The sequence below is a fragment of the Pedobacter hartonius genome (assembly GCF_900107535.1).
GTDB lineage: Bacteria > Bacteroidota > Bacteroidia > Sphingobacteriales > Sphingobacteriaceae > Pedobacter > Pedobacter hartonius.
On the sequence record NZ_FNRA01000006.1, the window covers coordinates 102,704 to 124,252 of the forward strand.

Sequence of the window (21,549 nt, forward strand, 5' to 3'; positions counted from 1 at the left end):
TCTATTCGATTTCATAACGCTCCATTTTGGAATAGAGCGTTTTCCTGTCGATGTTCAGCAGTTTGGCTGCCTTCGACTTGTTATATTTTACTTTGATCAGGGTTTCAATGATCAGTGTTTTTTCATTGCTCTCATTGATCGCCTTCAGGTCAGATCCGATTGGTTTCGGTGTGTGTTTAATAGAGAGGATCATCTCATCCGGAAGTGATTCCAGGCCTGCAGTATCCGTTGGGGTAAGCAAGACCATTCTTTTGATCACATTTTTAAGTTCGCGCAGGTTACCGGGCCAGTCATAGTTCAGCAGCAGGTCTTTTACGGGGAGAGAGAGTTTATGAACATTTCTGTCCAGCTCTGCATTCGAAAGCTTAATGAAATGATCTATAAAGAGCTCCAGGTCTTTTCCACGGTCGCGCAGGGCGGGAAGCAGGATCTTAAATTCGTTCAGCCGGTGATAAAGGTCCTCACGAAATTCGCCGTTTTGTATGCTGTTTAACAGGTCGTCATTGGTTGCGGTAATAATGCGGACATTAACAGCGATTTTTTTGGTACTTCCGACAGGTTGTATTACCCGCTCCTGTAAAGCCCTCAATAGTTTTACCTGTACTTCATAACTCAGGTTCCCTACTTCATCCAGGAAAAGGGTACCGCCTTCTGCAGTCTCGAACTGACCTTTTTTATCATTTACGGCTCCTGTAAAAGCGCCTTTCACATGACCAAAAAGTTCACTGGCAGCAAGATCTTTGGAAAGTGCGCCGCAATCAATCGCTATAAAGGGTTTGGCACTGCGTTTACTTTGCGCATGCAGCGTCCTGGCTGCATATTCTTTGCCTGTACCACTTTCACCCTGAATAATGACCGACATATCTGTGGGCGCTACCAGGTCTATATGGGCATACAGTTTGTCTGCTGTTGAGCTTTTGCCTTTTATAAAATCAGCATGTTTAACGGATTCCTCTTTGCCGCTCTCTGTTTTTTTCTCCAGGGCACCGCCAATGATCATCAGCAGCTCATCAGGGTTAACAGGTTTCGTAATGTAGTCAATAGCGCCAAGCTGAATTGATTTAACGGCAGTGCGTACGTCATTAAAACTGGTCATGATCACTACAGGATAGTTGAATCCTTTTTCGCGCACGTGGGAAAGTACTTCCAGACCAGTGCCATCGGGCAGGCGGTAGTCTACCAGTAACAGGTCAAAGGTATTCTGTGCTAATATTTTATAGGAATTTCTGACGTCATGAACAATAAATGGCTGATGGCCATGCTTCTTAAGAAAGCCCTCTAACAGCTGTGAGAAAGTTAGATCATCTTCAATAATAAGTATTTTCGCCATAGTATCCGATTTGATATAATTGCAAAAATACAAAAGCCGCATGACTTCCCGCTTTTATATCGTCATATTTGTGTATGTAGTTCTATTATTGCATCACAGCACCTTCTTTGCTTAGTTGTAAATAGGCTACTTCAGTTCCTTTTTTAACATCGATCTGGTAGAAGGTTGATTTATCTGCCTTCGTAATTAAAAAAGCTGCTGTCGGTACCCATGCTTTATAGGCATCAGCTTTTAAAGTAGTTTTTACCGGGTCTGGCAATTCTTCGAGTTTAACAGGGACTTTAGCAGAACTATCCTGTTCCAGGTTTGATGTAACCGCAATCGGCGTTTTGATTTCGTTTGCTTTAACTGTGGATACTCCTGCGAATGCTAAAATGGCGGCTGATAAAATGAAGTTTTTCATACGGTGTTCGTTTATTTTAATATGGTTGTTATTTCTGCAATCAGAGGTTTCAAAATGGTGCCAGTATGCCAAAAGTGATCATTTATCTTTAATTCAATGTTTTATGTTTGCCGGGCTGGAAATTAGTGCTGACTTTCTCTACAGTGTGTCCTAAATCGAAGCAAAATTCTGTTAGAACAAAACAAACAGATAAGCGTTATATGATTATCTATAAAATGAGCGTTATATGATTATCTATAAAATGAAATACTATGACCTATAAAGAACTCCTTTATGACCTGGCGGACAGAACAGCCGAAACTTACAATTCATATTTAGAATCAAAAATCTCGTCAGTGGTTGATCCTGATAAATATTCACCGGAGAGAACAGAACAGCACAGGGCTGAGTATGACCGGCTGGAGAAAAAATTAATAGCACTGCTGGCAACAGTAAAAAATGAAGATTCTGCAGATACCGAAGCGGCGGACAATTTCTACGAAGAATTCCTAAAAGAATAATCGTATAAAGCCTCAGTTGCGCATTGTAAATCCGAATTAATCTCCAGCATTTATCATTACCTAAATCTTTTCTTAGCTTTGTACTTAATATGTTGTCTAAGAAAACAAAATATGCCATTAAAGCACTGGTGGCTTTAGGCAAAAACGTAGAAAATCCTCCAATGCAGATCGTAAGATTGGCAGAGCAAGAGATGATACCCAGAAAGTTCCTGGAACAGATATTACTGGATCTGCGTAATGCAGGTTATCTGTACAGTAAAAAGGGTGCAGGCGGAGGATATAGCCTCAACAAGAATGCTGCTGATATCTACCTTGCAGATATTTTAAGGATAACTGATGGCCCGATTGCGATGGTTCCCTGTGCAAGTTTAAAATTCTACCGTAAATGTGATGAATGTCATGACGAAAAAACCTGCGGCATCAGAAAAACATTTATTGACGTTAGGGACGCAACATTGCAGGTGCTGTCAAGAACCTCCGTGGCTGATGTGATTGCCCGCGAAAATACAGACGATCTGCTGTTGTAAAAGAGGGTGTGCAGGGCAAAAATAAATTTATCTTAAAATAAAGACGACTTATTCAATAGACTTTGTATATTTGTATTGTCAAACACATTATACAATCTATAAAATTTCGGTTATGATTTTAAATAAAACAAAAAGCAGCATCCAGGAGCCACGTATCACGCTGGTTGGCGCTGGCCCCGGAGATCCTGATTTAATTAGTTTAAAAGGAGTGAAGGCACTAAACACAGCCGATGTGGTATTGTATGATGCTTTAGTTAACGGTGCTTTGCTCAACCACGCACCTGAACACGCAATCAAGATTTTTGTAGGCCGTTCTGACGATGAGTCTTTCTCGCAGGATGCCGTAAATAAATTAATGATTGATTATGCACTGAATTATGGCCATGTGGTACGGCTAAAAAGCGGTGACCCCTTTGTTTTTGCAAGAGGATTTGAAGAAGTTGATTTTGCAGAATCCTATAGCATACAAACGGAAATCATACCGGGCATCTCCAGTGCTACAGGTGTACCGGGCTTACATAAAATACCAATGATCTATGGCGACCTGAGTGAAAGCTTCTGGGTACTGTCAGGAACAAATTCCAAAGGTGAGTTATCGGCGGACCTTAGGGGTGCTGCAAAGTCAGACGCAACGGTAGTGGTACTGATGGGTATTGAACGGATCAAGGAAATTGCTGCAATTTTTAAGCAGGAAGGAAAAGACAGGCTGCCTGTCGCTGTGATTGAGAATGGATCGAGTAAAAACGAAAACATCATTGTAGGGGTCGTAGATACCATTGCAGAACTGATCGAAGATCATCAGATCTCATCGCCTGCATTACTGGTTTTTGGAAACGTTGTTTCCCTGCATCCCGCGTTTTCAAGGATCAGGGACTTTTACGCAATTCTTAATGAGGAATAAATCATTCTGTTTTAAAAATATTGATATCAAAAAGCCGGGAAATACCTGGCTTTTTTCAGTTAAAATTAAAGGTAAAACTGTTACCTTTGAGAAATGCCGCTTCCCTGGTGAATATTTGATATGCCCGTTTTTCGTACGCTTTTCTTCTGTTTTATTCTGGCATTCAGCTCCCCGTTACTTTATGGTTTCCAAATACCTGCACAGACGAGGGCTGCTGCGCCTGATATTGCTGCATATGAGAAACTGATCATTCATTACCGTTACGATAAGCCGGACTCTGCCCTGTTTTTTGTAAACCTGGGAATGAAACTTGCAAGAAAGACCAATAATGAAGAGGGCGTTGCAAGGATGCTAAACCAGATGGGAATGATAGACGACAATTCCGGGAAAGCGGAATCTTCAAGGCAGCGTTATCTTGAAGCGCTTGAAATCTATATTCTCCTTAACAATCCTAAAGGGATCGTTAAGGAGAATATCCGGCTCGGGGTAGTGGAAAACAGGAAGGGAAATTCTGCCAGCGCAATCCCTTATTTCCTGCAGGCATTAAAAGTCAGTGAAAAGAATAAGGATAACGATGGTATCATGGAGTCTTATATCACACTTGGTGAAGTATACGCAGCACAGCATAACTATCAGAGAGCGATATCCTATTATAAAAAGGCGGAAAATATTGGGAAAAACCTGCCTTTTTCAAGTTTAAAGCTAAACACCTGTCTGAATTTCGGTACTGCCTACCGGGAGACAGGAGAATTGTCTAAAGCCATCTTCTATTTTGAAAAAGGGATCAGCCAGAGTGACTATCCCGAGATGATGGGACTCAATATCTCCCTGACTATCGGACTTGCACAGGTGTATTATAAATCAGGGGTAATCACAAAAGCCATTGCCCTTCAGAAGGGTGCCCTGGTCAAGTCCAGAAAGATCGCCAATACGATCCGCGAATTTCAAAGCCTGATGGCACTCGCACAGAGTTATGATCATATCAACCCTAATGTATCACTTGGATATCTGCAGCAGGCCCTGGTATTGGGACAAAGCAGGAAAGCCAATAAACAAATCCTGGAGGCTCTGGCGCATATTGCAGCCTTACATGAAAGACTCGGTAATTATAAAGCCGCTTATCTCGCAAAATCCACCCAGTACAGCATAGCTGATAGTTTTTATTTTAAAGATATCTCGCTTAAAATATCCAATCTGCAGGCACAGTATGCACTCACAAAATCGCAGGCTAAGATAGAGCAGCTGAAGTTTTTGAATAGCGAACAATCACTTGAACAGCGGATTATGTCCTGGATCATTTTCGGAAGCCTTGCCTTACTGATGGTTCTGGGTGCTTATTTCTTTAAAATAAGGAAGCTGAACCTGCTCATGAATAAAACCAATGCCGCCCTTATCGAATCCAATACGGTTAAAGATAAACTTTTTTCTGTACTGGGGCATGACCTGAAAGGACCGCTCGCTTCGGTCCTTAACCTGCTCGGTCTGGTGAACAGGGGCTGGCTGAGCGAAGAGGAAAAGACGGTCATGTTGACAAAACTGGAATCTCATTGTAATGCTTCCCTGGAAACTCTTAATCTTCTTTTAAGATGGGGACAAATGCAGTTGAAAGGTGTGCTGATCAATCAGACCGAAATTGATCCGCTGAGGGTGATCAAAAGGAATACGGCCCTTTTAAAGGAAGCAGCAACACAGAAATCAATTGTAATAGAACAGGATGTTCAGTCTGACCTGCTGGTTTTTTGCGATGCTGACCATCTGGATTTTCTGATCCGTAACCTTTTGTCTAATGCAATAAAATTCACGCCCGACGGCGGCCATATCCTGATATCTGTACGGAAATATCATGATAAACAGGCCATTTTTATGATAAAGGACAACGGAGTTGGAATAGATGAAGGACGGCTGGAAAGCATTTTTAACGTAAACAACGTCAGTACAACCGGGACCAATAACGAAAAGGGAACAAGCCTGGGGCTGGTGATCAGCAGGGAATTTATCATTGCCAATCAGGGCAGGATTTGGGTTGAAAGCAAAATAGGGGAAGGTTCTCAATTCTTTTTTACGCTAAAAAAGATATAATTGATGAAAACAACTATTTTTAGTTTTTTACGTTTAGAAACTAATTTAAATATCATATATGAATAAACTGAAAAATAAAGTTATGCTGAGAGGAGCATTAAGTATGCTGCTCCTGGCCGGACTTGGATTCCATTCATTTGCCCAGAAGAAGAACTGGCAAAACCTAGACCTGCAAAAGGATAGCGTATTTGGAATAGATACTGAAAAAGCATACGAAGAATTATTAAAAGGAAAAAAATCAGCCCCGGTACTGGTGGGTGTCCTGGATGGCGGTGTCGATATCAACCACGAAGACCTTAAACGCGTTATCTGGGTCAATAAAAAAGAAAAAGCAGGCAATGGTAAGGATGATGACAAAAACGGATACATAGATGACGTCAATGGCTGGAACTTTCTTGGTTCAGCTAAAGGATCAGTAAGCCATGAAGCACTGGAACTGACACGTATTCTGCGCAGGGACAAAGCGAAATTTGAGAATGTAACTGCTGCAATTGTAAAACCGGCAGATTCAGCTGCTTTTAATCAATACCTGAAAGCTAAAATAGATTTTGAAAAACAGACCGATGAAGCTAAAAATGCTGTGGCAAACATAGGAGGTTTGAAAACTGTATTGGATTCAATGGTTAAAAAGATGGGCAAGGAAAAGCCTGAACTGGCTGATTTTCAGAATTTCAAGGCTGAATCTTCTATAGAAGACCGCCTGAAACGTATCATGGTTTCGCAGCTGCAAAACTCTACTTTTGAAGCTTTTTACAGTTCCCAGATCGTTAAAGGACTGGAACACTACCAGGATCAGCTGGATTATAACCTCAATCCTGATTTTGACCCGCGTCCTGAACTGGTGGGCGACAATTATGCTGACAGCCAGCAACGGAACTACGGGAGTAATGATGTAAAAGGACCTGATGCCAGCCATGGAACACATGTTTCCGGAATCATCGCTGCTGACCGTACCAATACCATCGGTATTCAGGGCGTAGCCGATAACGTGATGATCATGGGTGTACGTGCTGTGCCTGATGGTGACGAAAGAGATAAAGATGTGGCCAATTCTATTCGTTATGCGGTAGCAAACGGAGCCAAAGTGCTGAACATGAGCTTTGGGAAAGGATATTCCTGGGATAAAAAAGCTGTAGATGAAGCTGTTAAATATGCAGTTTCTAAAGACGTTCTGCTTGTTCAGGCTGCAGGAAATGACAACAAGAACCTGGATGTTGAAAAAAGCTTCCCGGACCGCAGGTATGAAGATGGGGGAGTTGCTTCTTCCTATATCGTTGTCGGTGCCTCGGGACCAAATGATGATAAAACGCTGAAAGCGGATTTCTCTAATTACGGTAAAACTACTGTAGACGTGTTTGCCCCGGGTGTGCAGATCTACTCGACAGTACCAGACAACAAGTATGAAGCCTATAACGGTACAAGTATGGCCTCCCCTGTTGTAGCCGGACTGGCTGCACTGATCAGGTCTTACTATCCTAAACTAACTGCGGTGCAGGTGAAAGAGATTATCCTGAAATCAGTAGTGAAAGTAAATCATAATGTTGATATCGAAATGGAAGAGGGTATTGCACCTAAATCTGTGCCTTTTGCTGATCTGTGCATTACAGGAGGTATTGTAAATGCATATGAAGCCTTAAAACTGGCTGCTACGTATAAATAAGAATTGTCTTTAGCATATTAGTCTAAGGGATCTTCTCAATTAAAAATACGGGGTACTGGATCAATGCTGTATGCTGCTGAAGGGCAGCAGAAGGCATTGATCCAGTACCCCGTATTTTTTTAACAGTTTATCCAACAGTCATCCTCCAAACCCAACGTCCAAAGATCCTCCCGGACATCATGCTATCCGGATAATGTCCGGCCATCATGCTATTAGGATTACCTTTAAAAAAAGTGACCATTGATCACTTTTTTCAGCGAAGCCAGAATAGCCTCTAAACTCAAGGCAGGTAACAGCCTTTAAAACAACTGCCTGGATAACTCCTGTTCATCTAACAGGCACAGTTTCTCATACTTGTACTCGTTCACCATGTCGTAGTTTTCAAGGTCTGTATAGATCATGATCAGCAGGTTGAATATGAATATGGCATTCAGTACCACTTCATTTCTTCTGAAAAGCAGCAGGCATTCTTTTGCGTAGTCAATAGCAACGGAGTATTGCTTTCTGTAATAAGCCTGCTCAGCCTGGAACATCATTAAAATGGACTCCTGGTACTTTGTCAGATATGAACTGCTCCTGACGGACAAGTGGACCATAATATTTTCAATCTGGTCAGTTTTTCTTCCCGGATACAATTTGGAGCCATACAGGCCATAGATACTCAATATATAAAGATCGAAATTGCTTTTTTTCTTGATTTCCTTTGGGTGTAGTTTAACGATATTTTCAATGATCTGCCTGGCCGATTGCCCGTCCCCCAGAAATATGTTGACCAGAAGAAGCAAAACATAGAAAATTCCTTCCCTTGTATCCATCTGCTGATTTCCTTTCACGGAGAAGGGGTTGCTACCCTGTTTAAACTGATCTATCTGCTGTAGAATGTCCTTATGTACAATAGGCTCGCCATTGATTTTCGATAAAATTATTTCCAGTATATGTGCAGGGTTGATCATCCACTTGTCGCTGTCCAGCAAATGCAGTTTTTTGATGATATCCTTCATTCCTTTTTTGTCCAGTCTGATGATCTCCATCACGCCTAATATGGAATAGTAGGTCATCAGGTGTTCTTCATTTTTGGCAATAGCGATCAGCGCAAGAATGGCCTCAGGATAACAGGAATCAATAAAATCCAGATTAATCAGCTTGGAAATAATGATATCATGAAATTTATCATCTTCAAGTATCCTGAGGATCTCGGAATTATATTTGGACCTGTATTTAATCTCTTCGGCAATGAACAGGATGATATAATTGGTCTCGTAGCTGTTCAGGTTCAGTTTGAAGAAGGCTTTGAGCGAATGGAAATTACCTGTTTTAATCAGGAAGCGGGTAGCCCACTGCAAGAGCTGGAACCGTACCTGGTTATAGTCATACTCATCATTGATATAAGTAAAAAACTCTTTATTTACCTGCAGATGGAATTTCTCCAATATTTCTACAAAGAGGAAGTATTCGAACATGTGTGGATGAAGAAACCGGACATATTCTTTGGGATGAGCATCCTCTGACCTCTTTTCTTCCATCAATATACCATCGGAAAGCAGCTCCATATAGGCATTTCTGAATGCTGAAAGCTCAGCGATCAGGGAATCTTTTTCAACCGAGTTTGATGTTTTGCCGTAGCCTGTAAGCTGTATGATCTTTTTTAGAAAAAGGATCTTTTCTGTATAGTAGTTGGAGCGGTAGATCTTTTCCTGGATAAAACGGGAAACGAGCTCGTAGAAGGTTATATTGGTGTAGTAGTTGAAATCCGGGTCTTCTTCTTTTAACTGGTAATAGAGCTGTATGTGAAAGGGGAATTTGAGTTGTGCCTTTAATCTGGGGTTGATCTCTTTTTTATCGAGGTAGTTGATCTTTGAAATAATGATCTCTACCTCTTTCTCTGAAAGGGGAGGGACATTGGACAGTTCATGCAGGTTGAAGTAGTTTCCTGGGAACCACTTGGCCTTAAGAAATGACGAATGCCGCATGCGGTCGTAAAATCTTGTCCATGTAGTAGAGCGCATTGCCATCACCAGTTTGATATTCCTGAAATCCTCCAGTGAACAGATCAGGTTGATGATATTGTCATATAAAATAGTCTTGTCTTCCTTTTTTAATATCAGCTCTGCAAATCCGTCGATGATAACAAAGAATTTTCCGCCATGTGTGCCCTGTATCCTGTTGATATAGTTCAGTACGTTTTCACTGGTGTCTATCTGAAGATGTAGTTTGAGCTGCTCTTCAAGATGCAGGTGTATCGCCTCTTTATTAAAAAAACTATAGGCCCTAATGAACAGCACACCTGAATCTTTATAAAACGCATTGGGCTTATAAAAGAGGTTCTCTGTTAAATGGCTCAATAGTATCGTTTTTCCATAACCGGGCTGTGATACGAAGGCAGTAAAAATATATTCTCCGTTATAAAACTCATCAAAATCATGTTCAGCAAATTTCCTGCTGATGGTCATGTCATAGGGAATGCCTGAACGGTTCCTTATGGTCCGAAGGGTAAAACTGGTAATTGCATCAGACTTTTCTTTCAGGACATTCCAATCGTCCGGACTTTCATGCCCTATACTCACCTGCTCCGGCTCAATTCCGGCCATATCAACATATTCAGCCAGGGTAGTCAACGTAAATGTCGAGAATTTATGTTTCACCAAAGCAAATCCGAACAGTCGTTTTATCGTAGTCTCACTAACATTCTTGTTTAGATGTTTACTGATCTCAATGGATATTCTCTTACAATCTGCAGGCGTAATAAATCGGATACCAAGTTTTAAGAGAATCAGGCCTTTAAGTTCATTCAGCCGATTATTGTATTCCATAGTTCCGTTTTAAGTCGACGAGTTTATCATTTGGTAAATAGCTAATAAGAACCAGTTATGGAACCCAATATAACATATATACGTGATAAATGAACAGAAGGGTTTTAAATAAAAACCCTGAGGAATATGACTTTTAAAAGATAAATGCCTTTAAATGCCTACTAAATCAATCTAGCAGAAATTCTCTGCTGAAGAAAATATAAAATGAACAAAATGAATGAAATCAGTGAATGATTTCGCTTTGAGTAATGAATGATTTGAACACGTAAAGAGAAGGTCGCTATTCTTAAAATTGCAGTAAGTAATTTGAGTTAACCCTAAAGCTTCCCGGAATGAAATTAATGTCTACTCCCAAAATGATTAAAAACTACCTCTTTTTGATTGCGAACCTATTAACATTAACGTTATTTGGTTCGCATTCGTATGCCCAAACTAAAAATTATGCTGAAGTTACTCCTTCAACCGGTGCAATTGCATATTACACATTGCTGGGTAATCCTACCCAAGCAGTTTCAGCAAATGCCGGTTCGGTAACAGATCCTGCCAACGCAGCCTCAGGGAGTTCTGCCAGTCCCGCTTCCCTTAACTCAAATTACTTTAATCTTCTGGGTCTTTACTCTGCGGAAGGGGAAGCGTACATCCAGTTGAAATACGGCAGCCCGGTGACGGCTGGAAAAACAACTTATATTCCTTTCGACCAGCCTACCATAACTGGTATAAATGTGGATTTACTTAATCTTGTGGGCGACCTGACCGGGCTCTTCAGCAAAAACCTTGTGAAGATTGATGCCTATAGTGGTGCAACTGCCGGAAGCAGCGGGACGATCGTTCCGGCGGCAAACGTAACCAGTACTATCGTGCGGGATGCCAGTGGCAGGAACTATTTTGCGGTTACATCCACCAGTGCTTATAATTCTGTACGTGTGAGACTCCGGTATGCGGGTAGCCTGCTTGGTTTATCATTGGGTGCTGCCATCCATTTGAATGTATATACAGCATTTAATTATACAGAAGACAACTGCGGTACTTCAATTTTTACGAATCTCGGCGAGGCCCCTGGGCTGAATGTCTCCCTTACAAGCCTGGTGTCAAATCCCGAACGTGCCATTGACGGTAACCTCAATACATTCTCACAATTACAGGCCGGTGTGATCGGCCTGGGATCTTCAGTTTCACAAACAGTTTTTCTGAACGGGCTTTCCTCTGCCGGAGACGTAGCCAAGGTAGTGCTGTCCCAGCCCGGAACTATACTTAGTGTCAATGTGGTGGGAACCATAACCTTGCAGGCCTATAATGGAACTATTCCCGTTGGCGGCGTACAAACGGCCAGCAACCTGCTCAATATACAACTGCTCAGCTCATTGAATAACAACAACAGGTTTCCGGTATATTTTACTCCCGGCGCACCGTTTGACAGGGTCAAAGTCACGGTCAATAACACCCTGGCCATTGGCGGCAATATTTTATCTGGAGGGCTGAACATCCACGAGGTACAGCGTACAGTAACTAAACCTATATTCGCGGGAACAGTTAACGGTACGCTCTCCATCTGTGGGGGCAGCAGCCTGAGCCTTAGCGGCCAGAACTTAAATCCCGCCTATACCTACAATTTTTATAAAAAAACAAATAACGTCACTGCTCAGGTTGCTGCGGCAACAGCAGGTACTTATACGGAAAGCGGACTTGCAGCGGGTAACTACACTTATTATATCACAGCACAAAAAGCAGACTGTGCCGGCGAATCTGACCGGGACAGCGTGGTCGTTACCGTAAAACCTGCACTGCTTTTTCCCGCTACAACATTGGCCAATGCTTCAGCAGGTAAGGCTTATTCCCGGCAAATTACTGCCGCTACTGGCGGAACCCCGGGGTATACTTACGCACTTGCTGCGGGAAACAGTCTTCCTGCCGGGTTAACGATTTCGCCCGCAGGCCTGATCACCGGTACACCTGCAACCGCAGGGACAGCCAATTTTGATCTGGTCGCCACCGACAGCTTTGGCTGTGTGACAACCACTAGCTTTACCTTAAACGTGACTGCTGTACTGGTGTTGCCAACCGCTGTTTTACCAACAGGAACAGTAGGAGCAACTTATCCTTCCATACTGCTCCCAAGCCCTTCCGGCGGTACCACACCCTATACTTACACTGCGGTAACTATGCCTCCGGGATTAACGCTCAACCCAACTACGGGAGAGATTACCGGAATACCAACACTTGCAGGAAACTTCACCTTCCAGGTAACGCTGACAGATGCAGATGGCAATACGGTGAGTACAGATTTCACTATCCTTGTCAGAAACCCGCTGGCATTGCCTCCTGCAACCTTATCGGATGGCACTACCGGACAGGCTTATCCTGCACAGATCATTCCATCGGCCACCGGCGGAAGCGGCGTATATACCTATACTGCGGCTAACGTTCCGGCAGGGCTTACCTTTAATCCGGCCACCAGGGAAATTACAGGAACGCCTGCACAGTCCGGCACTTTTATCTTCCCTGTGACGGTGACAGATGATGAAGGCCGCACGGCATCATCAAACTATACTATAACGGTTAAAGATCCCCTGGTACTAAATACGATTGTCCTGTCTGACGGTACAGTAGGTGTGAATTATCCCACACAGACCATCCCGGCGGCAACTGGCGGAAGTGGCGTATATACTTATACTGCGGCGAATGTCCCTCCGGGACTGACCTTTAATCCTGCAACCAGGGAAATTACAGGCACGCCTTCGCAGTCTGGTACTTTTACGGTTTCAGTAACAGTAACCGATAATGCCGGTGCTGCATTAACCGTTCCTTACACCCTCAGGGTGACCGGAACGCTGGCCCTTGCTCCTGCAACCTTACCGAATGGGCTGGTTGGAACAAGTTATACAGCTCCCGCCTTACCGGCAGTAACCGGAGGAACTGCTCCCTATACCTATGCCATGACCAATCTTCCCGCAGGTTTATCTTTTAACCCCGCAACAAGAGTAATCTCAGGTGTACCAACGGCCGGCGGCAGCTTTACGGTTACCATGAGCGTAACTGACAACGGGGGATTATCTACCAGTACCGATTATGCATTGCTGATCAATGTACCACCCCCGGCGGTTGCAGGAACTACAATCTGCAGTGGCAGCACTGCAACGCTGACAGTTTCCAACCCGGTTACAGGTGTAAACTATAATTTTTATTCTGCTACAGGAAATACCCCTCTGGGTACAGGTACCAGCTATACTACTTTAGCATTGACCCAAACCAGTACGTTCTATGTGGAAGCTTTTTCAGGAACTGCTGTAAGTGCACGTATTCCGGTTACTGTTACCGTGAATCCTACTCCGGAGCCACCAACACTGATTTCCAGCAATTTAACGGTCAGCAGCGGACAAACAGCAACCCTTCAGGCCAGTGCCGATGCAAGTGCTACAATTTTCTGGTACACTACCCCGGCAGGGGGCGTGGCTGCAGGGTCGGGCGCGTCATTTACAACACCTCCGCTTACGGTATCAACAACATATTACGCAGGGACAATCAACAGCTCAGGCTGCCCGAGCCTGACCAGGGTTCCTGCGTTGGTATCAGTGATCAGCGGTCCTGTTAATCCAAACTGTAATGCCGCAACTTCGCAGCAGAGTAATATTACCGGACTGCTTTGTATAGGCTGTTCTATCCAGAATCCGGGTAACTCTACGGATGCTGATCCAAATAATTTCACGGAGATCAGGCTGACGGTGGGAGCGGCCTCCACTGCGTATCAGCGCCTGATCTTCCAGAGAGCTGGTATCGCAACAGACAGTATTCGTGTGGACCTGGAAACACCTACCGGGTTGATAGACCTTAGTGTTCTTAATGGTATCACTATCAATGTGATGAATGGCAATACAGTAGTAAGAAGTTACCCATTAAATAATTCACTCGTAAACCTGAGCTTGTTGACAGGTAACAGATTTAAGGCTACAGTTGCGGCAACTGCTGCATATGACAGGGTGGAAGTAAGTTATAGTCCTCTTGTTGTGGCTTTAACCAGTCTGAACATCTATGGTGCGCAGGTGATCCTGCCCAATCCTACCATCGTTTCCGGAAACCAGACGATCTGTTCGGGAAGTACTGCCAGCTTAAGCGCTACAGCTTTGGGTGGCACCACACTTACCTGGTATAGTGCGGCAACAGGAGGCAGCGTCCTGCAAACCGGTGGCACGTATACTACCCCTGCACTGACCGCAGCAACAACCTATTATATAGAAGTAAGCAGTAACGGCTGTGCCAACCCTGTAAGGGTTCCGGTTACCGTGACGGTCACCCCTGCGGTGGCTAACCCTGTACTGGCAGCTGTTGCTCCGGTTTGCGCCGGGTCCCCTGCGGTACTTTCAGTGGCTAACCCACAGGCAGGCATTACCTACAAGTGGTATACTGCAGCTACGGGCGGAACCGCTGTGTTTACAGACAGTATTTTTGTTACTCCGGCACTTACTGCCAATACTACCTATTATTTAGAAGCCTCAAATGGAAATTGTATATCCGCAAGCCGTGTGGCCGCTGCTGTTACTGTTAACCCACGTCCGGTTCTTCCGCAGATCCAGGCTTCCGCAACTACGGTAACACAAGGGCAATCGGTAAGTTTAACAGCTACCTCTACAGAAACTGATGTAGTGTTTAACTGGTACAATACCCCTGACGGTACTACCCCAGTATTTACAGGACCAAATTATATTACACCAGCGCTTTCTGCTACGACTACATTCTATCTGGAAGCCACCTCTTCTGTTACCGGCTGCGCCTCATCCACACGCGTGCAGCAAACCATTACTGTAAACGGAACCGGTATACCAGTTCCTGTACTGTGCGAAACGCCTGTCAGCCAGACTACCGGAGTTAACGGCACACTCTCCCTGCTGGCCAGGGTAGATAGCCCGGGCCTGGCAATAGATGGCGACCAGCAAACCGGTTCTACACTTTCAATCCCTATCGGGATCAATGCGTCTGTATTCCAGAAAGTCAATTTTACCGGATTATCCAATGTTGGCGATACTGTCCGTATCCGTTTAACAGCTACCAACCAGTTACTGTCGCTTTCACTTTTATCCGGAATTACAGTGACCACCTATCAGGGTAATGCAAGCAACAATGACGGGGTCGTATTGAATAACGGACTGATCACTCTTCAGTTGCTAAACGGAGGTGCCGAGGCATTGATTAACCTGGTGCCCGCTGCGCAGTTTGATGCTGCAGAGGTCAGGCTTGGTTCCGGGCTATTGGGAGCACTTTCAGCTGTAAATTTCAATTATGCAAGAAGAATAACGAAAGCGGCAGTTCTTGCTGCCGATACAGTAAGCGCATGTTTAAACACTACCGCTACTTTAACGGTAAGCAATCCGCAACCGGGTATTGTTTACAAATGGTATGACGCCGCAGGCAACTACCAGGGTAATGATGGCCCAACATTCGTCACTCCGCCTGTTACTGCGGATACAAAATTCTTTGTGGAAGCTTCGAGAGGCGGATGTGGTGGTTCAAGAACCACGGCAAATGTCCTTCTTACCCCTGCTCCGCAGGTACCGGCACTGCTTTCGGCGACGGAACAGACCTGTCAGAATGCAAACCTTGTTTTACAGGTGCAGAACCCGCAGGCGGGGGTAAGTTACCAATGGTATCTTGACAATACAGCAATCACTGGTGCTACCGGTGCTTCATACAGTATTACCAATATACAGACTACCGGTGTTTATTCGGTTGAAGCAGTGAACAGCTGCGCTGCGGTATCGGCAAGGGCCACCGTAACGGTAACTGTCGGATCGCTGACTGCACCGGTGCTTAATCCGCTGGCAATAACCATCAACTCAGGAGAGCAGACTATACTTACTGCAAGTTCATCAACTTCAGATCTCACTTATACCTGGTATACTTCAGATCCTGCTGTTCCGGGAGCAATTCCGGTATCCACAGCAGGAAATGGTGCAAACGGAAGTTTTATCACGCTGAACTTAACCAGCACTACAACCTATTATGTAACTGCTCAAAGCAATACCGTTGGCGGATGTATATCTCCGGCAGCTACGGTAGTGGTTACCGTAAACCCTGTATCAACAAATCCCGGTTCGGTTCCATGTGAACCGGCCATCAGCCAGTCGGTACGAAGCGGCGGTACCCTTTCAGCATCTGCAGGCGTTGCCAATCCTGGCCTTGCCGTGGATGACGATGCGGAAACCAGCTCTTCATTATTTATCCCGTTTGGTATCAATAGTTTTGTGGCACAAAAAGTAAACTTCACCGGCTTATCACAGGTAGGCGATACGGTACGCATCCGTTTATCTTCTCCTGCCGGAATGCTTTCGGCAGCTGTAGGTTCAAGTATCACGCTGACCACCTATAACGGTGCTGCAGGCAATGCCGATGAAAGAACGATCGCAAGTTCTGCCGTTAACCTGCAGTTGGGCGGTGGCGGAACAAGCGCAATCATCAGTTTTGTACCTGCACAGGTATTCGATGGGGTAGAGGTTAAACTGAATTCCGGCTTGCTAGGTGTCCTTAGTGCAGTGAATTTAAACTACGCCAGAAGGATCATCCTTGCGCCCTCAGTAACTGCTGCTAATGTTACCATTTGTGAAGGCAGCCAGGCTACGCTTGCGGTGGCAAACCCACCGGCAGGTATTACCTACCGCTGGTACAGGGATGCGGCGCTGGTTGCAACTACCGCTACCTATCAGACACCGGCAGACCTGCTGGCAGGGACATATAACTATTTTGTGTCTGCAAACCGCAACGGTTGTGAAAGTGCGAAGGTTCCTGTAACGGTAACCGTATTGGGGATACCTGCAGCACCTGTGCCAAGTCCTGCAAACCCGGCCACAACCTGTCCGAATACTCCTGTTACGCTTAGCGTTAACCAGGTTGCCGGTGTTACCTATAACTGGTACGATGCGCTGATAGGCGGAAATCTGCTCGCTTCCAATACCAATTCATATACAACGTCAGGTTTGCTGGCCGTAGGTACTACAGACTTCTATGTAGAAGCTGTAAACAGCAATTCATGCATCAATACATCGGCAAGAACAAAAGTATCCGTTACCGTAAATCCTGATGCCACAGCAGCAGATATCGCTGTTGCCGGTGCAGGCCAGCCTGTATGTGCAGGATCAGGCGTTACCTTAACCGCCAGCAGTACTACCGTAACCAATCCGGTGTTCACCTGGTACAGCGATGCAGCCCTGACCAATGCGGTATTTACAGGAGCGGTGTTTAATATCGCAGCCGTACCCGCAACTACAAACTATTATGTAACGGTAAGGGGCGACAATAAATGTGAAAATAAAGCAGGTACTGCGCTGCTTGTCACGCTTCAGGTCAATCCCGCAAGTGTGGCGGCCGATATCACCATTAGCGGCATTCCGGCCAGTCTTTGTTCAGGAACGGCTGTTACTTTGACAGCCAGCAGTACTACGGTAACCAACCCTGTCTTCACCTGGTACATCGATGCAGCCTTAACGAATGCTGTATTTACCGGCCCTTCCTATACCACCCCTGCATTAACTGGCAATACAAACTTTTACGTTACCGTACAGGGCTCAGATAAATGCCCGAATACTGCGGCAAATGCAAAAGTGGTCATGCTCAATGTGAACCCAACGGCAACTCCTGCAGATATCAATATCAATGGTGTACCGGCCAGTGTTTGTTCAGGATCAGGAGTGACATTAACAGCCAGCAGTACCATGGTCATCAACCCGGTATTTACCTGGTACACCGACGCCGCTTTAACCAATGCCGTGTTCACGGGAGCTGTGTACAATACACCTTCTGTCACTTCAACCACAACTTACTATGTAACCGTACGTGGCGACAATAAATGTGAGAACGTTGCAGGCGCAGCTGAGATAGTTACGCTAAATTCAAACCCGGCTATCGTGTTTACCGGTGCTGCATTGCCCGGAGGAACAGTGCCTGTGCTGTATGTTGCCCAGATCAGCCCTGCAACAGGCGGTACACCGGGTTATACCTATATTGTTGCCTCAGGAAATACATTGCCGGCAGGGCTATCCCTGACCAGCGGAGGTTTGCTGACAGGAATACCAACTATTGCAGGCAACTATACTTTTGCTATCACTGTTACCGATAGCAGGGGCTGTAATGCAACGGCTACCTTCACTTTAAATATCGGCAGTACCGGTTTGATGACTTTACCACCGGCTACTTTGCATGACGGGATAGTAGGATCGCCATATGCGCCTGAAACCTTACCAGCCCCGGTTGGTGGTACAGGTCCGTATACGTACGTTGCTACCAATATCCCTCCGGGATTTGTGTTTAACACCACCACCAGGGAACTTTCGGGAACGCCGACACTGGGCGGAACCTTCACGATGACGGTTACCGTTACTGACGCCAACGGATTAACAGCAACTACCAATTATACCGTTGTAGTGACAGTACCTGCGCCGGTTGTTGCAAATGCCGAAAGCTGTAACGGAAGCAGCGCAGTCCTGACAGTTGCCAATCCTGTGAACAATGTAACGTATAACTGGTATGCTTCGGCATCCGGCGGTGCAATACTTGGTACGGGCACAACCTTCCAGACACCTGCAATTACAGCAACTACCATGTATTATGCAGAAGGAGTTTCCGGTACGGCGAAAAGCAGCAGAACTGCTGTAACCGTTACGCTGAAACCAAGCGCAACAGCAACAGATATTACAATCGCAGGAATACCTGTAAGCAGCTGTTCGGGATCCGGCGTAACCCTATCTGCAAGCAGCACCACTGTAACCAACCCGGTGTTCACCTGGTATACTGATATCGCTTTAACAAATGCAGTATTTACGGGTGATACTTATGTGATCCCTGCCCTTACTGCAAATACCAATTATTTTGTAAGTGTCCGTGGAGATAACAAGTGCGAAAACGAGGCCGGAACAGGTAAGGCCGTAGCCTTAAGTGTAAATCCGCCGGTTATTTTCAATGGCGGGGCCTTGGGTGCTGCAACGGCCTCCACAGTTTATTCTGTACAGATCAACTCTGCAACGGGAGGCACACCGGGATATATCTATACTGCACCGGCAGGAACTACTTTGCCTGCAGGTTTATCATTGTCTGCCAGCGGTGTCATCTCAGGAACACCAACCGTTCCGGGTGTTTATACATTCGCATTGACAGCTACTGACAGCAGGGGTTGTACGGCTACAGCCAATTTCTCCTTAACAGTAAACGGACCGGGTGTCAATCCAATGGTGCTTCCGCCTGCAACTTTACCAAACGGGGAAGTCGGATCACCTTATGCCCCGCAAATCTTGCCTGCTGTAACCGGCGGAACAGGCCCTTATGTTTATGTAGCTACGAATCTGCCTCCGGGACTGGTATTCAATCCTGCAACGAGGGAGTTAACAGGAACCCCAACATCAGGCGGTACCTTTACCTTAACAGTTACGGTGACTGATGCCGGCGGGGCAACAGCTACTGCAAATTATACCGTAGTGGTGACAGTTCCGGCTCCTGTAGTTCCGAACGTGACCAGCTGCGGCGGAACAAGCGTGACTTTAACCGTACAGAATCCGGTGGCAGGAGTGACCTATAACTGGTATAACGCTGCATCCGGAGGAAATGTACTGGCCACAGGAACAAACTTCCAGACGCCGGTTGTCACTGCGGCTACCATCTATTATGCAGAAGGTACATCCGGCACTGCGGTAAGTACCAGAACAGCAGTCAATGTTGGCCTGGGCTCAAAAGCAACCAGCGCTGATATCACCAGCACTGGTGAACCGGCATCGGCCGTATGTTCAGGATCGGCACTGAGCTTAACAGCAAGCAGTACAACGGTCACTAACCCGGTATTCACCTGGTATACAGACGCTGCATTAGCCAACGCCGTATTCACCGGAGCGGTGTATAACATTCCTTCAGTAGTAGCTGACGCTACTTATTATGTGACCGTACGCGGAACTAATCAGTGTGAGAATGCTGCGGGAACCGCACGTGTAGTCACCATCACCGTCAACCCTGCAATGAACTTTAACACTACAGTACTGCCTGCTGCAAACAGGGGTACTGCTTATGTGGCAAGGATCAATGCCGCAACGGGCGGAACTCCGGGTTATACCTACACCTTAGCTTCGGGCAGTACACTTCCGGCAGGCCTGTCGCTGTCTGCAGCAGGTATCATCTCAGGAACACCAACAGTTTCCGGAAACTATACTTTCTCTGTCACTGCCACAGACAGCAGGGGCTGTAACGCAACGGCTGCTTTCACACTGAGTGTGGGTAGCATAGTAACAGTGCCCATGTCATTACCGCCGGCTACACTGCCTGACGGAATAATAGGTACAGTTTATACCCCTCAAACCCTACCTGCAGTAACCGGCGGCACCGGGCCTTTTACTTATGTAGCGACAAACCTTCCTCCGGGATTAACATTTAACCCTGCAACAAGGGAAATTACCGGCACTCCAACGCTTGGCGGCACGTTCACGGTCACCGTTACGGTGACCGATGCAACGGGCGCCACAGCCACCGGAACCTATGTGATCGTTGTCAGGGTACCTAATCCTGTGGTGCTTAGCGCACAAACCTGCGATGGAAGTGGTGCTACCCTGATGCTGAGTAATGCAGTTGCGGGAGTTACCTACAACTGGTACGCTACTGCTACCGGCGGAACTATCCTCGGCACAGGCGCCAGCTTCCAGACACCGGCCTTAACCACCAGCACCAGCTATTATGTGGAAGGGATTTCAGGCACCGCGGTAAGCAGCAGGACCCTGGCCAATGTAGTGATACTGGCTAAACTGGGTACACCGGTAGTGACCAGGCAGTCGAGCACGTTTACCAGCATCACCTTTAGCTGGAACGCCGTTACCGGTGCCTCGTCTTATGAAGTGTCAAAAGATGCAGGTGCAACCTGGGAAACACCAGGTTCAGGCGCTTCAGGAACTACCCACCTAGTTTCTGGCCTGCAAACGAATGAATCTGTAACGCTGATGGTAAGGGCTAAAGGAACCACCACCTGCCAGACCAGTGATTCGGGTACTTACACGGCAAAAGCAAATAACGGCTCCGGTAATGATCCTGAAAACAATGACATCTTCATCCCGAATACCTTCACGCCAAACGGAGATGGTAATAACGATATCTTCTATGTCTACGGAAGTTCGCTGCTGAGTGCCAATATGCGGATATATGATCAATGGGGACATGTGATCTATATCTCTCAGCAAATGCAGAACGGATGGGACGGGACATACAGGGGCCAGCCACAGCCGAATGGGGTATATGTATATGTCATAGATGTAGTAACGAAAGATGGAACCAAAATGATGAAAAAAGGAACCGTAACACTTTTAAAATAAGATCCGTAACCTGAAATC

9 protein-coding genes are annotated in these 21,549 nt (G+C 45.7%); 6 read left to right on the forward strand and 3 right to left on the reverse strand.

All coding sequences use genetic code 11. The features are described from left to right. Nucleotide 1: 1 nt before the first annotated feature. Both BLW16_RS12470 and BLW16_RS12475 read right to left on the reverse strand, forming a co-directional pair. On the reverse strand, nucleotides 2–1,330 hold the full coding sequence (locus tag BLW16_RS12470) for a sigma-54-dependent transcriptional regulator (RefSeq protein ID WP_090557042.1): 1,329 nt from the start codon (nucleotides 1,328–1,330) through the stop codon (nucleotides 2–4). 85 nt (nucleotides 1,331–1,415) lie between these two features. Continuing rightward, the gene (locus BLW16_RS12475) at nucleotides 1,416–1,733 is read right to left on the reverse strand and encodes a hypothetical protein (protein WP_090557290.1); all 318 of its coding nucleotides are present in this window, start codon (nucleotides 1,731–1,733) and stop codon (nucleotides 1,416–1,418) included. A 251-nt stretch (nucleotides 1,734–1,984) separates the two neighbouring features. Here BLW16_RS12475 and BLW16_RS12480 point away from each other — a divergent pair, with 251 nt between their 5' ends. From BLW16_RS12480 to BLW16_RS12500, 5 genes are all read left to right on the forward strand, one after another. Further along, nucleotides 1,985–2,233, forward strand: a complete 249-nt coding sequence (locus BLW16_RS12480; RefSeq protein WP_090557044.1) for a hypothetical protein — start codon at nucleotides 1,985–1,987, stop codon at nucleotides 2,231–2,233. Between the two features lie 89 nt (nucleotides 2,234–2,322). Continuing rightward, nucleotides 2,323–2,760, forward strand: a complete 438-nt coding sequence (locus BLW16_RS12485; protein WP_090557046.1) for an RrF2 family transcriptional regulator — start codon at nucleotides 2,323–2,325, stop codon at nucleotides 2,758–2,760. A gap of 112 nt (nucleotides 2,761–2,872) precedes the next feature. Beyond that, nucleotides 2,873–3,661, forward strand: a complete 789-nt coding sequence (gene cobA / locus BLW16_RS12490) for a uroporphyrinogen-III C-methyltransferase (RefSeq protein ID WP_090557048.1) — start codon at nucleotides 2,873–2,875, stop codon at nucleotides 3,659–3,661. 120 nt (nucleotides 3,662–3,781) lie between these two features. Next, nucleotides 3,782–5,740, forward strand: coding sequence for an ATP-binding protein (locus BLW16_RS12495; RefSeq protein WP_090557049.1), 1,959 nt, complete (start codon nucleotides 3,782–3,784; stop codon nucleotides 5,738–5,740). A gap of 58 nt (nucleotides 5,741–5,798) precedes the next feature. Further along, nucleotides 5,799–7,400 (forward strand): S8 family peptidase, encoded by a 1,602-nt coding sequence (locus tag BLW16_RS12500; RefSeq protein ID WP_090557051.1) that lies wholly within the window; start codon nucleotides 5,799–5,801, stop codon nucleotides 7,398–7,400. A 299-nt stretch (nucleotides 7,401–7,699) separates the two neighbouring features. On the opposite strand, the gene BLW16_RS12505 is transcribed toward BLW16_RS12500, so the two are convergent. Next, entirely contained in the window at nucleotides 7,700–10,210 is a 2,511-nt protein-coding gene (locus BLW16_RS12505; protein ID WP_090557053.1) for an NACHT domain-containing protein, read from the reverse strand. Between the two features lie 377 nt (nucleotides 10,211–10,587). On the opposite strand from BLW16_RS12505, the gene BLW16_RS12510 reads away from it, so the two are divergent. After that, entirely contained in the window at nucleotides 10,588–21,531 is a 10,944-nt protein-coding gene (locus BLW16_RS12510; protein ID WP_245735257.1) for an Ig-like domain-containing protein, read from the forward strand. Nucleotides 21,532–21,549 lie beyond the last annotated feature (18 nt).

Bases quoted from the DNA above. Each gene is read 5' to 3' on its own strand.
- BLW16_RS12495 (WP_090557049.1), top strand. From the start codon at position 3,782: ATGCCCGTTTTTCGTACGCTTTTCTTCTGTTTTATTCTGGCATTCAGC.
- BLW16_RS12470 (WP_090557042.1), bottom strand. From the start codon at position 1,330: ATGGCGAAAATACTTATTATTGAAGATGATCTAACTTTCTCACAGCTG.
- BLW16_RS12505 (WP_090557053.1), bottom strand. From the start codon at position 10,210: ATGGAATACAATAATCGGCTGAATGAACTTAAAGGCCTGATTCTCTTA.
- BLW16_RS12480 (WP_090557044.1), top strand. From the start codon at position 1,985: ATGACCTATAAAGAACTCCTTTATGACCTGGCGGACAGAACAGCCGAA.
- BLW16_RS12475 (WP_090557290.1), bottom strand. From the start codon at position 1,733: ATGAAAAACTTCATTTTATCAGCCGCCATTTTAGCATTCGCAGGAGTA.
- BLW16_RS12500 (WP_090557051.1), top strand. From the start codon at position 5,799: ATGAATAAACTGAAAAATAAAGTTATGCTGAGAGGAGCATTAAGTATG.
- cobA (WP_090557048.1), top strand. From the start codon at position 2,873: ATGATTTTAAATAAAACAAAAAGCAGCATCCAGGAGCCACGTATCACG.
- BLW16_RS12485 (WP_090557046.1), top strand. From the start codon at position 2,323: ATGTTGTCTAAGAAAACAAAATATGCCATTAAAGCACTGGTGGCTTTA.